The organism is Bacillus nitratireducens (assembly GCF_036320425.1).
GTDB lineage: Bacteria > Bacillota > Bacilli > Bacillales > Bacillaceae_G > Bacillus_A > Bacillus_A nitratireducens.
The window spans coordinates 989,410-1,003,649 of the sequence record NZ_JAUMJO010000002.1 but is presented as its reverse complement, the minus strand read 5'-3'; the positions used below and the strand labels follow the sequence as shown (position 1 = coordinate 1,003,649).

General features: G+C 34.7%; 11 protein-coding genes and 5 pseudogenes. 2 read left to right on the top strand and 14 right to left on the bottom strand.

Features of this window, described 5'->3' with window-relative positions; genetic code table 11:
• Positions 1 to 158: 158 nt before the first annotated feature.
• From Q3V31_RS11380 to Q3V31_RS11370, 3 genes and pseudogenes are all read right to left on the bottom strand, one after another.
• Positions 159 to 912: pseudogene (locus Q3V31_RS11380) on the bottom strand (CgeB family protein); the annotation flags it as partial.
• A 48-nt stretch (positions 913 to 960) separates the two neighbouring features.
• Positions 961 to 1,560: a DJ-1/PfpI family protein gene (locus tag Q3V31_RS11375; protein WP_000701574.1), complete on the bottom strand. Its 600-nt coding sequence runs from the start codon at positions 1,558 to 1,560 to the stop codon at positions 961 to 963.
• Between the two features lie 51 nt (positions 1,561 to 1,611).
• Positions 1,612 to 2,594, bottom strand: a pseudogene (locus Q3V31_RS11370) (phosphotransferase enzyme family protein).
• Between the two features lie 258 nt (positions 2,595 to 2,852).
• On the opposite strand from Q3V31_RS11370, the gene Q3V31_RS11365 reads away from it, so the two are divergent.
• Complete coding sequence (locus Q3V31_RS11365; RefSeq protein ID WP_000410304.1) at positions 2,853 to 3,626, top strand: hypothetical protein; 774 nt, start codon at positions 2,853 to 2,855, stop codon at positions 3,624 to 3,626.
• 196 nt (positions 3,627 to 3,822) lie between these two features.
• On the opposite strand, the gene arsC is transcribed toward Q3V31_RS11365, so the two are convergent.
• The 11 genes and pseudogenes from arsC to Q3V31_RS11315 form a co-directional block, all read right to left on the bottom strand.
• Positions 3,823 to 4,227 carry an arsenate reductase (thioredoxin) gene (gene arsC / locus Q3V31_RS11360; protein WP_000428374.1) on the bottom strand — a complete coding sequence of 135 codons (405 nt, stop codon included), beginning with the start codon at positions 4,225 to 4,227 and terminating at the stop codon, positions 3,823 to 3,825.
• 25 nt (positions 4,228 to 4,252) lie between these two features.
• Positions 4,253 to 5,293 (bottom strand): ACR3 family arsenite efflux transporter, encoded by a 1,041-nt coding sequence (arsB, locus tag Q3V31_RS11355; protein ID WP_071735113.1) that lies wholly within the window; start codon positions 5,291 to 5,293, stop codon positions 4,253 to 4,255.
• Positions 5,294 to 5,311: 18 nt separating this feature from the next.
• Positions 5,312 to 5,749: an ArsI/CadI family heavy metal resistance metalloenzyme gene (locus Q3V31_RS11350; protein WP_329765131.1), complete on the bottom strand. Its 438-nt coding sequence runs from the start codon at positions 5,747 to 5,749 to the stop codon at positions 5,312 to 5,314.
• Positions 5,750 to 5,809: 60 nt separating this feature from the next.
• Complete coding sequence (gene arsR / locus Q3V31_RS11345; RefSeq protein ID WP_000046018.1) at positions 5,810 to 6,115, bottom strand: arsenical resistance operon transcriptional regulator ArsR; 306 nt, start codon at positions 6,113 to 6,115, stop codon at positions 5,810 to 5,812.
• Positions 6,116 to 6,232: 117 nt separating this feature from the next.
• Positions 6,233 to 6,739, bottom strand: a pseudogene (locus Q3V31_RS11340) (MFS transporter); the annotation flags it as partial.
• A gap of 122 nt (positions 6,740 to 6,861) precedes the next feature.
• Positions 6,862 to 6,980 (bottom strand): annotated as a pseudogene (locus Q3V31_RS30975) (amidohydrolase); the annotation flags it as partial.
• Positions 6,981 to 7,216: 236 nt separating this feature from the next.
• Positions 7,217 to 8,230, bottom strand: a complete 1,014-nt coding sequence (locus Q3V31_RS11335) for a phosphotransferase enzyme family protein (protein WP_071735116.1) — start codon at positions 8,228 to 8,230, stop codon at positions 7,217 to 7,219.
• A 146-nt stretch (positions 8,231 to 8,376) separates the two neighbouring features.
• Complete coding sequence (locus tag Q3V31_RS11330; RefSeq protein ID WP_001095745.1) at positions 8,377 to 9,696, bottom strand: aspartate aminotransferase family protein; 1,320 nt, start codon at positions 9,694 to 9,696, stop codon at positions 8,377 to 8,379.
• A 65-nt stretch (positions 9,697 to 9,761) separates the two neighbouring features.
• Positions 9,762 to 11,186 (bottom strand): sodium:solute symporter family protein, encoded by a 1,425-nt coding sequence (locus tag Q3V31_RS11325; RefSeq protein WP_001098744.1) that lies wholly within the window; start codon positions 11,184 to 11,186, stop codon positions 9,762 to 9,764.
• Positions 11,187 to 11,209: 23 nt separating this feature from the next.
• Positions 11,210 to 12,166 (bottom strand): agmatinase, encoded by a 957-nt coding sequence (gene speB, locus Q3V31_RS11320; RefSeq protein ID WP_000277798.1) that lies wholly within the window; start codon positions 12,164 to 12,166, stop codon positions 11,210 to 11,212.
• Between the two features lie 276 nt (positions 12,167 to 12,442).
• Entirely contained in the window at positions 12,443 to 13,816 is a 1,374-nt protein-coding gene (locus tag Q3V31_RS11315) for a sigma-54 interaction domain-containing protein (protein ID WP_329765112.1), read from the bottom strand.
• 212 nt (positions 13,817 to 14,028) lie between these two features.
• Between Q3V31_RS11315 and Q3V31_RS11310 the strand changes: the two are divergent.
• Positions 14,029 to 14,178 (top strand): annotated as a pseudogene (locus Q3V31_RS11310) (IS5/IS1182 family transposase); the annotation flags it as partial.
• Between the last annotated feature and the right edge of the window lie 62 nt (positions 14,179 to 14,240).

Below are 14,240 nucleotides of genomic sequence, written 5' to 3'. Positions count from 1 at the left end.
TATCAAATATAAATTAGTTTGTATGCAAAATCGTTTTTTCTAAATGAATAAATTCAGCAAAATTATCCAAATCCCTTTTTCGTAAATGATTTTATAAAATACTAGAGTTAACTCTATTTGAAAGCGCTAAACGCTTATCATTTCAGCTAATGGTTAGACTACATCGTCACATCAATGAAATTAATATAGTTTAATAATTGTAATATACGTTTATCATATGTGTGATTTTTCAAAGTTCTATTCAGCCCATTTTTTGCTATTTGTTTTCTTTCTTGTACATGTTCCAAATAATACTCCGGTGCACTGTAAAACGTTTCTATTTCAACACCTGGTATGTAATGCTTTGATACATCTGGGCGTATATCAGTTAATTGAAAAGAACCTACAGCATTAATTTCAAACGTCCTATTATTTACTGAATATGCTTGGATGTTTCCAGCATTACAATTCAATTCCTAATCATATGATGAACGGTGTAAATTTATATTAATTCTAGTAGATACGTAATAGTGTAACGCATCTTCATACTTTGCAAGTGGAAAAAGTTGTATTTTACCCTTTAATCTTTCATAGTTCTTTAATTTCTCCCACCCGAACCCCACAATTTTTGTGTTTTTTTCTGCTAAATACTCTGAAATAGAATCAACAAAGTTAATTCTATTTTCAAATGCTGTACCTATCTTCTTTCTGAGAAGGTTTAAACACATCTTGATTTACTGCTAACGGAAGATGAAACACATTGTTACATCCTATCCCTTTATAAAACTGGATACAATTTAAATCTTGCGTAAATATATAATCATAATACGGAACAAGATTTTCTGTTACATCCGTATAATAAGGATCATCTGTCAGCCAAGGTCCAGTAGTAAAACCTGCATTTTTTAAGAATGGTATTATACTATGAAATTGAGGTGGGATTCTTACTGCCCGTTAAAGAGGGATAAAAAAGAAGTTAAATCACTTCCAAACAACACCTCGCCTCTCGTATTCCATTCTATATTCAACAGCAGCTGCAATTTGGGGACTTGCAAACCTTTCCGTGATCCAAAGACCTAAATCAATTCCTGAAGTAACTCCTCTTGCAGTAATAACATTTCCTTGATCTACTATTCTGTAACGAAGAAGATCTGCTCCATATTCACTAATTTCATGCTGCGCTAAATGGTGCATTGTTGCCTTTTTATCATTCAATATACCGGATGCAGCTAGTAACATACCTCCTGTACAAACTCCAGCAACAATTGTTCCTTCATTGTGCATCTCTCTAATCATTTTGGTCAAAGTACCAAGCTCTGCTTGCTTTCGTGCCCCATCTTCAGCTTTATGATTCCAGCCACCACCAGGTACAATTAACAGATCTGGACGATTATCCATTCGTAAAAAATCATGTAGTTTAACCGTAACTCCAAACGAAGTAGTAACCTCTTGTTTTCGTTCACTTGATACGAGTTCCAACGTAAATGAAGCCCCTTCTTCTATTGCTCTTTTCAGTACTTCAAAAGGTGCAAAAGAGACAAGCTCTCCGAAACCGTCAAACAATACAATTTGTATTTTCATTTTTGAACACCTCATATGCTTTGTTTTATAAATCCCAAAAGAGAAGAAATGTTATCTACAAATTAACAATGAAGACAGTCTTTCTCCTCTTATTTATAAACTTTCAAATGTTCCTCTAACCGTCTCGCATCCTCTAACACACTTAACATTTTCTTCACAAAATTCCAATTCAAACTACCGGATAACCATAACAGTGAAGAAAGTCTTTTATAATCATTTGAAGTTAAAATATTACTAGCTTTATACCCTTCTAAAAATGCTCTAGCAACTTTCGAACATACTTTATGCGACTGTATTCCTTCTGTCCGGGAATACCACTTTATTAAAAAGGCTAAACCTTCAATACGATCAACATATGCAATGGATTCAAAATCTATAATTCCTTTTACACATTGATTGGAGTCCCATAGGACATTTAAAGGATTTAAATCAGTTTGTACTATATACTCTAAATCATTTGTATGTGCGCTTTCTATATGAAACTTAGCTAGATCTATATACTCTCGCAACTTCTTACATGTACCGCTCTTATTTTCTAATAGCTTTATAAACTCACCATACCCATCTAAATGAGATTTCTTTTGAAAAATCGAGCTTTGAAATGTACTAGAAATATCATGTATCTTTCTTGCTTCCTTTCCGAAGGCTTCTGCGATAGTTTCTGTACAATGAGTAACGTGTCCTCCTTCAATCCAAGTAGACAATACAAACCGGTACTGTTCCTCATTCCAATTGACAAATGTAAATGACTCTCCCGCCCTATTTTCCTTAATCTGCATAAATGGGATTCCATGCTCTCGTAAATAATACGTAAACCGTACTTGCTCTTTCAATTGTTCATTTGATAACGTCCCAAAGGCCGGATTGATTGTTCGATTGCTATTCATAAACCGTGCAGAATACCGATTTCCATTCACCATGATTTTATAGTGTAGATCTGTATGCCAACTGTTCTTATGTAATTCTTCTTCAACTACTAATGTATGGATTTCTTTAAAATAATTTATTACTACGTCTTTTATTATGTGTTTCATCCTTTTTTCCTTTCATGTGAAATTTAGAGTAAACATGATTTATTATGCTCCCCCATAACAAATTTCATTTTACTTTATACATAACTAGGATATTACAAATATGAGATAGAATTATAGGAAATAGTAGATACGAGACTCTAATATTGAAAAACTTAAAACTCGGATAAAAACTATATATTTCAAAATGGCAAATGCTATTAAACTAACAGTCAATTTAAGTAATGACTTACACATTGATAAAATCTTGGGGGATATGATATGGAAAAAGAAACTCTATTAAAGAATGTAAAATCACTGTTAAAAATGCACTCTGAAGGATTTCTTGGTGGAGAGGTAATGCCTGAAGATGTTTTAATTCATGTTGTTCCAGATCATAAATTAATGGATGTTTTAACACTTGCCATGGCTTTAAATTATCAAAGAAATTCCTATACTTTATGGGAAGCGGTTGTAAAAGCGTATCAAGATGAAGCAACAAAATGGATTTTCAGTCCGAACGTTGCGGCAAATAGTGAGATTGATATTCTACGGAATGCTTTACTTTTGCACCGTGTAGCATTACAACCTAATCGCCATCCAGAGATTTGGAAACGTGTAGCAATAGGAATAGTGCAATCTTCACCAAAAGGAAATGTACAAGGTCTAATTGAATCTGTTCAATTTGATATTTCTTCTTTAAAGAAGATTATGCAAGGCACACGAAAATCTGATTTCCCTTATCTTTCTGGACCAAAAATCTTTAATTACTGGCTTTACGTCTTAGAAAGTTACTCAAATGTTTCCTGGAAATCCCGTGAACTTATTACAATAGCTCCAGATACACATATATTGAAAGCAACCGTAAAGTTAGGACTATGTTCATCTGAAGTATTAAATGGAACAGCTGAAAATCGGCAGACTGTAGCAAAAGTATGGGAGAATGTGCTAATGGGTAGTGAAATTCCCCCTATTGATATTCATACTCCTTTATGGTTATGGAGTCGTGCAGGGTTTCCACCTCTTTTAAATTTAGAATCATTAAAAAGTACTTAAAGCACTCCATTCATTTTAATACTCAAGTAAAACTATTTCAAATCTAGTAGTTTCGGGCCAGGTCTGCTTTCTTTCACTATATTTTTGTATGTCTCGTCTAAAAAATGCATTTGAGATACAACACCAAATTTAACTTTATATGAGCGATATAGTAAAAAGAGCCAATCCCTATAAAATAGAAGATTGACTCTTTACTTTACTCCCCTGTTTCAGAAAATCGCTTTATACGTTCCCCAATTTCATCGCGAACACGTTGAAATTCAGACCACTCTTTTCCTGCTGGATCATCGAATCCCCAGTGAATACGGTTAACGTGCGAAGGTGTCGAAGGACAGACAAAATCCGCATGACTACAAAGGGTAACAACTAAGTCAGCGTTATTTAAAATGTTTGCATCAATTATATCTGATGTTTGATTTGTTATGTCGATATTTACTTCTCTCATCGCTTTAATAGCATTTGGATTTACTCCGTGTGCTTCAATACCTGCAGAATATACATTCCACTTATCACCTACATATTGTTTGCCCCACGCTTCTGCCATTTGGCTTCGGCATGAATTTCCTGTGCATAAGAAATAAATTGTCTTTTTGTTTTCCATGTTGTTTTCCGCCTTTGTTTTTAAATTATACTGGCTGATCTTTAAAATATTTTCGCTTAAACCAAAAAGCGACGTTTACAAGTGCAATCATTACAGGTACTTCCACTAACGGTCCGATAACAGCTGCAAATGCTGCGCCTGAATGAATACCAAACACACCAACTGCTACAGCAATCGCTAACTCAAAGTTATTACTACCTGCTGTAAATGCTAACGTTGTAGTCACCGAATAGTTTGCACCAATTTTTCTTCCCATAAAGAAAGAAACAAAAAACATCACAATAAAATAGATTAATAACGGAATCGCTATTCTTACAACATCTAATGGTACGCTAACAATCATTTCCCCTTTTAAAGAGAACATAACGATGATTGTAAATAGTAATGCAAGTAATGTAAGTGGACTAATCTTCGGTATAAACACCTTTTCATACCACTGTCTTCCTTTTAACTTAACGAGTACAAAACGTGTCAACATACCTGCTATAAAAGGAATTCCCAAATAGATAAATACTGATTTCGCTACTTCTCCCATTGTAATATCGACAATAGCCCCTTCAATTCCTAACCATTCTGGAATGACTGTTACAAACACGTATGCATAAACAGAGAAGAATAACATTTGGAATACGGAGTTAAAAGCTACTAAACCTGCCGCATACTCTTTATCCCCATCAGCAAGGTCGTTCCAAACAATTACCATTGCAATACAACGTGCTAAACCAATCATAATGAGCCCGACCATGTATTCTGGCTTATCAGGAAGAAAAATAATTGCTAAAACAAACATAAGTACAGGTCCGATAATCCAGTTTTGTACTAAAGATAAAACCAATACTTTTACATCTTTAAATACACGGCCCATTTCCTCGTAACGAACTTTCGCTAATGGTGGATACATCATAACAATTAAACCAACAGCTAGCGGGATAGACGTTGTTCCAACTTGTAATGTATTTAGTCCGTCTACTACACTAGGAAATGCAAACCCTAAGCCAATCCCAACAGCCATAGCTAGAAAAATCCATAGTGTTAAATATCGATCTAGAAAAGATAAATGTTTCATTTTATTTTCCATCTCCTATTAACAACAAGAATTTTTTTCTACTCCGTTAGAAGTCGTGTAACAAGATGGATCTTCAATTTTATGAACATCACTATCTGCTTTTGTATAAAAGAATTCCCACTCGTTCCCATCAGGATCCGTTACCCAAAACTTATCTTGAACTGCATAGCAACAAGTCGTATCCATCTCATCTCGCGCAAAGAAGCCTTCTTTTTCTAATCTTTCTTTATGTAATGTAATTTCTTCAGCTGTATCCACTTGGAAACCGAAATGATTTACTTGATTTCCCTTCACTTCATCTCGTACGTTCAGCGTGAAGTTAAGTCCTGGCGGCTCTAATAAAAATTTTGCATAATCCATTTTCATCTTAACTGGTGACACACCAAATACCTTTTCGTAAAATTCAATAGACTTCTCTAAATTCGTAACATTTATACCAACGTGAACATATCTCATAGCTTATTCCTCCTCTTTATATGTTATTAATCAATTTTTTTTGATTAATAGTACAAAATTTTAACAGCAGCTACCTTTGCCTGTTTTTCTAAAGATACAACACAATTCTTCTGATAATAAATTATTTACTTCCGCATCATTTAAATCATAATAACTCCACGTACCTTTTGTTTCTTTTACAATTAAACCTGCATCTAATAAAATCTTTAAATGATAGGACAACTTAGATTGCGTCATTTCGAAAACCTCTGTTAGATCACACACACAAGTCTGGCCGCGCTGGCAAAGTTCATACATAATTTCTAAACGCTTCTGATCCGCCAACGCTTTAAATTTTTTCTCATAGAGCTGAAAATCCTGTGCCACTGTAGTTCACTCTCCCTTCATCAACTTTCTTTGATGTTTATAGTATATACGCTGTTTAGTTCTTTATGCAACTGATTAATCGATTTTTTTTGATTAATATAACCTTCTTTTCTTTCCCATAATTGTACAAGTCCATAACAATTCACTTCGATAATGAAAGAAGAAAAATGAACCTAACACCGGTCCAGATACCGCACCGATATTATTCGCTGTAACAAAAGTGGCAAAGACGACCCTTCTATCCTTTTCTGGTACTATATCAGCTATCATTGCAGAACTTGCTGGACTGTATATTGCCCCACTAATTCCAATACCGATATAGGCTAAATAATTAATCCAATGCGAATGAGATAAGGAAAAAACTGCAAACATTACTACTTGTATGATTGTGCCTAATAGCATGACAGGGCGGCGTCCTAATCGATCAGCTAAATATCCACCTAACAAATTACCGATTATGCCTACAAGAGGTATAATTGCCATTAAAATTCCGCCAATAGTTTTGCCAAAAGCATCGCTATAGTATATGGCCATAAACGGAAAATACATCCAAAACAATGTATTGAACATAGTCTCGCCAATCAATCTAGTTTTTAAATTCCGGTCCCATGATAACCATTTCAACGTAATACATCCCCTATTTTAACTTGTCAAATATTCACTATACATTCTATAAACTTTCAGTCCAAGGAAAATATAATAACATAAAGTGAATTTATTTTACAAATTAATATAGGAATCTAAACTTCGCGCGCGAGAAAACCTGTTTCATGTCCAGCTATATTATGCTGCAGTTGGAAACTAGCACTCCTACCAATAAACTCAACGTTCTTAATGCGTAAAACTCTTGGTTATCAAACTCCGGATAGATAAAACAGGCATAGTCCATATGCATTGATAATGGGCCAATGGAGTCTTTTAGGGAACTATTAAGTGCGAGAAATATTACTTACATAAATACGATACGTTTGAGGAAATAAATCAAGCGATATACGAGTACATTCAGTTTTATTATTATGACATTCCAAAAACGACTAAACGGCCTCATCCCCATGGAATATAGAACTAAAGCCGCTTAGGGTATTTTATTAGTTCCCCTGTCTACTTGACAGGGGGCTGTTCAGAGTTGGCTCTTTCTTTACTTACCAATACAGATAGATTTTCTCCTCTTATTGTATAAACTCTCAAATGTTCTACTAATGCACTCTCGTCACCTAATAGACTCATCGTCTTTTTAACAAAGTTCCAATTTAAACTGACGGATAACCATAGTAACGAAGAAAGTCTTTCATAATCATTTGAAGTTAAAATGTTACTAGCTTTATACCCTTCCAAAAATACTCTAGCTACTTCCGAACATACTACATGTGACTCTATTCCTTTCGTTCGAGAGTACCATTTTATTAAAAAGGCTAATCCTTCAATACGATTCACATATCCAATCGATTCAAAATCTATAATTCCTTTTACACATTGATTGGAGTCCCATAGGACATTTAAAGGATTTAAATCAGTTTGTACTATATACTCTAAATCATTTGTATGTGCGCTTTCTATATGATACTTAGCTAGATCTATATACTCTCGCAACTTCTTACATGTACCGCTCTTATTTTCTAATAGCTTTATAAACTCACCATACCCATCTAAATGAGATTTCTTTTGAAAAATCGAGCTTTGAAATGTACTAGAAATATCATGTATCTTTCTTGCTTCCTTTCCGAAGGCTTCTGCGATAGTTTCTGTACAATGAGTAACATGTCCTCCTTCAATCCAAGTAGACAATACAAACCGGTACTGTTCCTCATTCCAAGTGACAAATGTAAATGACTCTCCCGCCCTATTTTCCTTAATCTGCATAAATGGGATTCCATGCTCTCGTAAATAATACGTAAACCGTACTTGCTCTTTCAATTGTTCATTTGATAACGTCCCAAAGGCCGGATTGATTGTTCGATTGCTATTCATAAACCGTGCAGAATACCGATTTCCATTCACCATGATTTTATAGTGTAGATCTGTATGCCAACTGTCCTTATGTAATTCTTCTTCCAGTACTAATGAATGAATTTCTTTAAAATAATTCATTAATACATCTTTTATTATGTGTTTCACACTATTTTCCTTCCATGTAAAAATCTTTGGTGAGAGGTTTGTAAAGTACATCTAATTTACTCAAATGGATGCCATTTACTTAAATGTACTATACCATTCTCCTCTTTTTTCTCCCTCAATCTAACGAAATCTATTATTTTTTAATTCTACACCAAGACCTTCAACTCTTCCTCATATTCTGTAAGTGCCTCATCTAAAATTGCTAATCCATCATCAATCTGATCTTTGTTTATAGAAAGCGGTGGAATCATTCGAATTACTTCACTTGAATTTCCACAGAAGTAAAATAGTACACCTTTTTTTAATGCGATGTCTAATATTTTAAATAATCCCTCACCATTAGGTGTACCTGTTTCAGGGCTAATAATTTCAATTCCAATCATTAACCCAACAGCTCGTATACTTCCAATAACAGAATGTTTTTGTTTTAAGTTATACAATTTCCGAACTGCGTAAGCACCCATTTCTTTCGCATTTTCAACCAACCGTTCTTCTTTCATTACCTCAAGAGTTGCCAGTGCCGCTGCACATGCAATTGGATTCCCTCCGAAAGTTGTACCATGTGTTCCTAATGGCCACTGCTGCATCAACTCTTTTGACGCAACCGTTGCACTAAGAGGTAATCCTGATGCAATTCCTTTTGCGATTGCCATAATATCTGGTGTTACTCCAAATGTTTGTGCTGCAAACCATTCACCTGTACGACCAAATCCTGTTTGTACTTCATCAAAGATTAATAGAATTCCATGCTGATTACAAATTTCACGAACTTTCTTTAGCCATCCAGCTGGTGGAACAATATATCCCCCTTCGCCTAGCACAGGCTCTACAATTACACATGCAACCTCTTCTGGTGTAACTTGATGATTAAACAGAGTTTCAAAATCTCTTTCTAGTTTTTCAACACAGTATTCCTCCGGATCAATCCCTTCCGGACAACCTTTAATATTTGCATATGGAATTTGATACGTTAGCCCATTAGGTTGCAAAAACTTACGATATTTACTTTTGGAAGTTGTTACACTTAATGCCCCCATTGATCGCCCATGGAAACACCCTAAAAAAGAAATAACATATGGTCTTTTCGTCACATATTTTGCTAACTTAATCGCCCCTTCAATCGCTTCTGTACCACTATTTGCAAAAAAGAAACAATCTAACTTAGGAGGCAATACCTTCCCAAGTTCTTCCGCAAGACATAAAATTGACTCATACATGATAACTCCAGATGGGCCGTGAGTCAGACACTCTGCACTATCCTTAATTGCTTGTACGACCTTTGGGTGACGATGTCCAACATTGGTCGTTGCAATACCTGATGTAAAATCAAGGTATTTCCTCCCATCTAACCCAAAATAGTAACATCCTTCTTCTTTCACGACCGGTAAATTCGGATGGTCTTTTGCCATACTTGGTGCTAGTAATTGTGGCATTCTTTCAATTAAATGATTCCAATTTGTATTCATTTGAACTCCTCCTTATCATTGTGCATCAGTTTCCCATTGCATATAAAAATCATTGATTCATCTGTTTATGCATCTACATCTGCATTTGTATGCTGTTCTTTCCACTCTTCATACTTTTCAAATTCTGGTGACGTTAAATACGAAATGATGAAAATTGATAAAACACTACATACCATCCCATATAAGATTGGATCTGTAGCCGAAAGACCTTGTACAATTAAACCAACTATCGTGACAATTGCACTTAAAATAATAGAGTAAAATGCCGCTTTGTCTGTTACGCGTTTCCAAAACAGCCCTAAAATTATCGGAAAGAATACCGATCCAGATAATATTGCATATGCAACATCTAACGCTACAATAACATCCTGAATCCAGACAGCGCTAATCATTACGAATATTCCGATAATTAATGTTAAAATTCTTGAAGTTCTAATTACAGCCTTTTCACTCATATTCTTAGATGTAGTACTTTTTATTATGTCGTTTACAATTAATGTTGAAGACGCTAATAGTGTTGCAGATGCAGTTGACATCAGAGCTGAAACAACACTTGCAATGACAATCCCTAATAAGCCTACTGGTAAAATTGTAATGGCCATTGTTATAAACGCACTTTGTGGATCACTTAAATTTGGAAAAACTACAGCAGCGCACATGCCAATTATACTGATTGCAACAGCATATAAAAGACAGTATACCCCTGCGCCAATTGTACCTTTTTTCGCAATCCCTACAGTCTTGGCAGTAAAAATCCGCTGCCATATATCTTGGCCGATTAGTACCCCTAAACAATATAAGAGAAAGTACGAGAAAATTTTATCTCCACCAATGTTGGCTATTTCAAAATAACTATGTGGTAATTTTTCTTGAAGAGCAGACCAACCTCCAGCCTTATCTAAACTAAGAGGTAACATAATTGCAAATACTCCAATTGTCATTACAATAAACTGAAATATATCGGTCATCGTTACAGACCACATGCCCCCCAGTAATGTATACATAACAACTACACTACCGCCTAATAACATACAAAGTTTAATATCCCATCCTAGTAGTACATTTAATATAGTCCCCATTCCAATTACTTGCGTTACAGTAATCATCGTTACATATATAAATGTAATCAATGAAGTAATCACTCTTGTTTGTGAATTAAAACGTAATCCTAACAGTTCACTGATTGTAATTATTTTAAATCTTGATACTTTTTTCACTAAAAATATTCCTAATAGAATAATTCCGATTCCAATCATAACAACGAGCCATATCCCTGAAATACCAAATTCATATCCTAATCTTGCAGTTCCAATTGTAGATGCCCCACCAAGAATTACTGCGGCTAAACAGGCTAGATACATCACTAAACCTAAACTACGACCAGCAACCATAAAATCTTCAGATGTTTTTGCTTTCCTTGCCCCTATCAAACCAATACCAATAATAATTATAAAATAACCAGCCATTAGTAATATATCTACTGTATTCATAACATCCTCCTTTTCAATACATACTATGTTAACCTTACTAAATTACGTCTTTTTTGCATCGCTACAAGAGTAATCATTTCATATGCAATACTTGATGCTGCAATTGCTGTAATTTCTCCACTATCATACGCAGGTAACACTTCGACTAAGTCAAATCCAGCAATATGTAATCCATCTAATCCTTGCATAAGTTCCACTGCTTCAATCGTTGTAGGTCCACCAATTTCAGGCGTTCCCGTTCCGGGTGCGTATGCAGGATCTATAAAATCAATATCAAATGAAACGAAAGTTACTGCATCCTTTACTCGTTCATGAATTCTCCGTAACACTTCTGTATATCCAATTTTCCGCACTTCTCTCATTGGAATAACTTCAAAACCTAACTCTCTTGCATCCTCTATATCATTTGGTCCATACAAAGGACCACGCATTCCTACTTGAATAGAATGATCGACATTAATAAGCCCTTCTTCAACCGCCCGTCGAAATGGAGTTCCATGCATATATTTTTCTCCATAGTAATGATCCCATGTATCACTATGCGAATCAAAATGAACAAGAGCTATAGGGCCAAATTGCTTTGCGAATGCTCTTAAATTTCCTAATGAAATAGAATGATCCCCGCCTAATATAATAGGTACAATCCTTTTTTCTAATAAAGGTGTTAAACCTTCTACGATGTTGTCATATGTACGATGAATATTACCAGGTACAATATCTAAATCTCCATAGTCTACCCCTGAACAATAATCAAAAATATCAATTGCTTGATCTGGATTATATGGACGTAATAAACTTGAAAAATTCCGAATATGATTCGGTCCTAAACGCGCTCCCACACGATACGACTGTGCAGTATCAAAAGGAATCCCTAGCACTGCAAAATCTACATTTTCAGTAGTATTTTTTTGTTCTAGTCTCATAAACGTTTTCACTCCACAAAAACGAGGTGACATAGCAGAATCCTTAGGTTTATACATCTTCTCACTCCTACCATTTATTTTTCTACAACTCTAAATAAAATAAATCTTACATTAGGGTATTCTTTGCCTCATACTCATAAAGGTTGACTTATCAATTTATCCCCTACTTATTTTTCTTGTGCTAAATCTTAAAGCATTGAAAATAAGTATTTATATATAAGGCAATGTTCTCTCCTCCTTTGTATTGTTTATTAATGCAAATATCATGCCAATTTAGAAAAAAAGAAGAAGATGGACAAAAATGTCTCATCCATCTTCTCACCATTCATAACTTCAATTTATCTTATACTTCTTCAATTTTCTTACTACAGAGGGCTGACTTATCGCTAAATTCTCTGCTATTTTCACAGTCGTTTTATATTTTCTCTTAGCATCCAATAATACTTGCTTCTCTACCATTTCTAGTATTTCTGTAAGAGTTTGAGACGATTTTGTAACGAATTCATCACCACTCTTAGATTTATAGTAATCTGGTATATTTTCAATCGTAATAAGCTTTGAATGTGATGTAATCACGAGCCGTTCTATTATATTCATTAATTCTCTTACATTTCCTTTCCACTTTTGCTGTAATAAAATTTGTATGACCGCCTGATCCAATTCCCTCTCCCTTTTATATTGAGTACAAAATTTATTCAAAAATAAATAAATCAAATTCATAATATCTTGAGGTCGTTCACGTAATGGAGGAATCAAAATTGGTACAACGTATAAACGAAAATATAAATCTTGTCTAAATTTTTTATTCTCTACCAGCTCTTCTAAATCGCGATTTGTTGCGACAATAAGACGAAAATCTGCATTCTTCAGCTTTGTTCCACCAACTCGATAAAATTGTCTTTCTTCAATTATCTTAAGAAGTTTTACTTGTTGTTCAAGTGAAAGCTCTCCTACTTCATCAAGAAACAAAGTTCCCCCATGAGCAAGTTCTGCAAATCCGGGTTTCCCATTTTTTTTCGCCCCTGTAAAAGAGCCAGCTTCATACCCAAAGAATTCAGCCTCAAATAAAGACTCAGGTATAGCAGCACAATTGACTTCAATAAAAGGTCCATATGTTCTTGGACTTTTATCATGAATATAACGAGCAATAGCTGTTTTTCCTACTCCTGATTCTCCAAGTAGAACTGTATTTACATCCACCTCTGCAACTTGATGTATTGTCTCCATTGCTTTATACATAGCAGGATCATCAGCAATTAAGCCTACTGATGTAATTTTTTCACGCAGTGCAAGTTGAGCTTCCTCTTTCACACGTTCCAGTTCCTCTTGCATATGATCTAAATATTTCTGAATTTCTATCAAATCCGAAACATCATAAGAGTAGCTTACAACTCGATATACTTCACCTTCCTCATCCAATAGGGGTACTCCTGTTACTAGCAATTTATTTCCTGTCTTTGTAAGCTGAACAACTGTGATTTTCTCTTTTTTTTGTATGATTAACGGTGTCACAATCGGAGTAATAATACCTGTTCGTTCCAATTCATAAATAGAAGCACCGATTAAACTTTCATACTTAATTCCATATCTATCAGCGGTAAATTGTGTCGCTTTTAGAATCGTCCCATTTACATCTGTTACGATTAAATCATCCATTAAAGATTCCAATATCGTCTCTGTTTCAGAAATAAATTCTGTATATAACAATTTTTCACCACCGTTCAAAATAAAGAAAATTCAGTCTATTTATTAATGAATATTTTATTTGATTTTGTATAGAAATGTAAAGCATAAGTTTTCTCATATTATTTTTCTTGCACTTGATACAACAAAAAAACCTCCCATTTTCAATTTATCTCCCACCTACTCACTAGGCTGTGACCCTTCAAGTTCCTTGAGGAAGGAGTCTTATTGGCTAAATCGAGGCGAAAAATAGCGAGCTAAAGCATAGACACGGGTATGATGTGGCATCTTCCTCGGGTATGATTTGTATGCAAATACAATGGGCTATGGTCATATTCGCAGTTAATTTAAAACGAATCATGACCTTAATGAAAGAAACAAGGTAAAAAAGTATAAGAAAAAGGCGACTTTCCGTTCAAGTTTGAACGAAAAGTCGCCTTTTTGCATT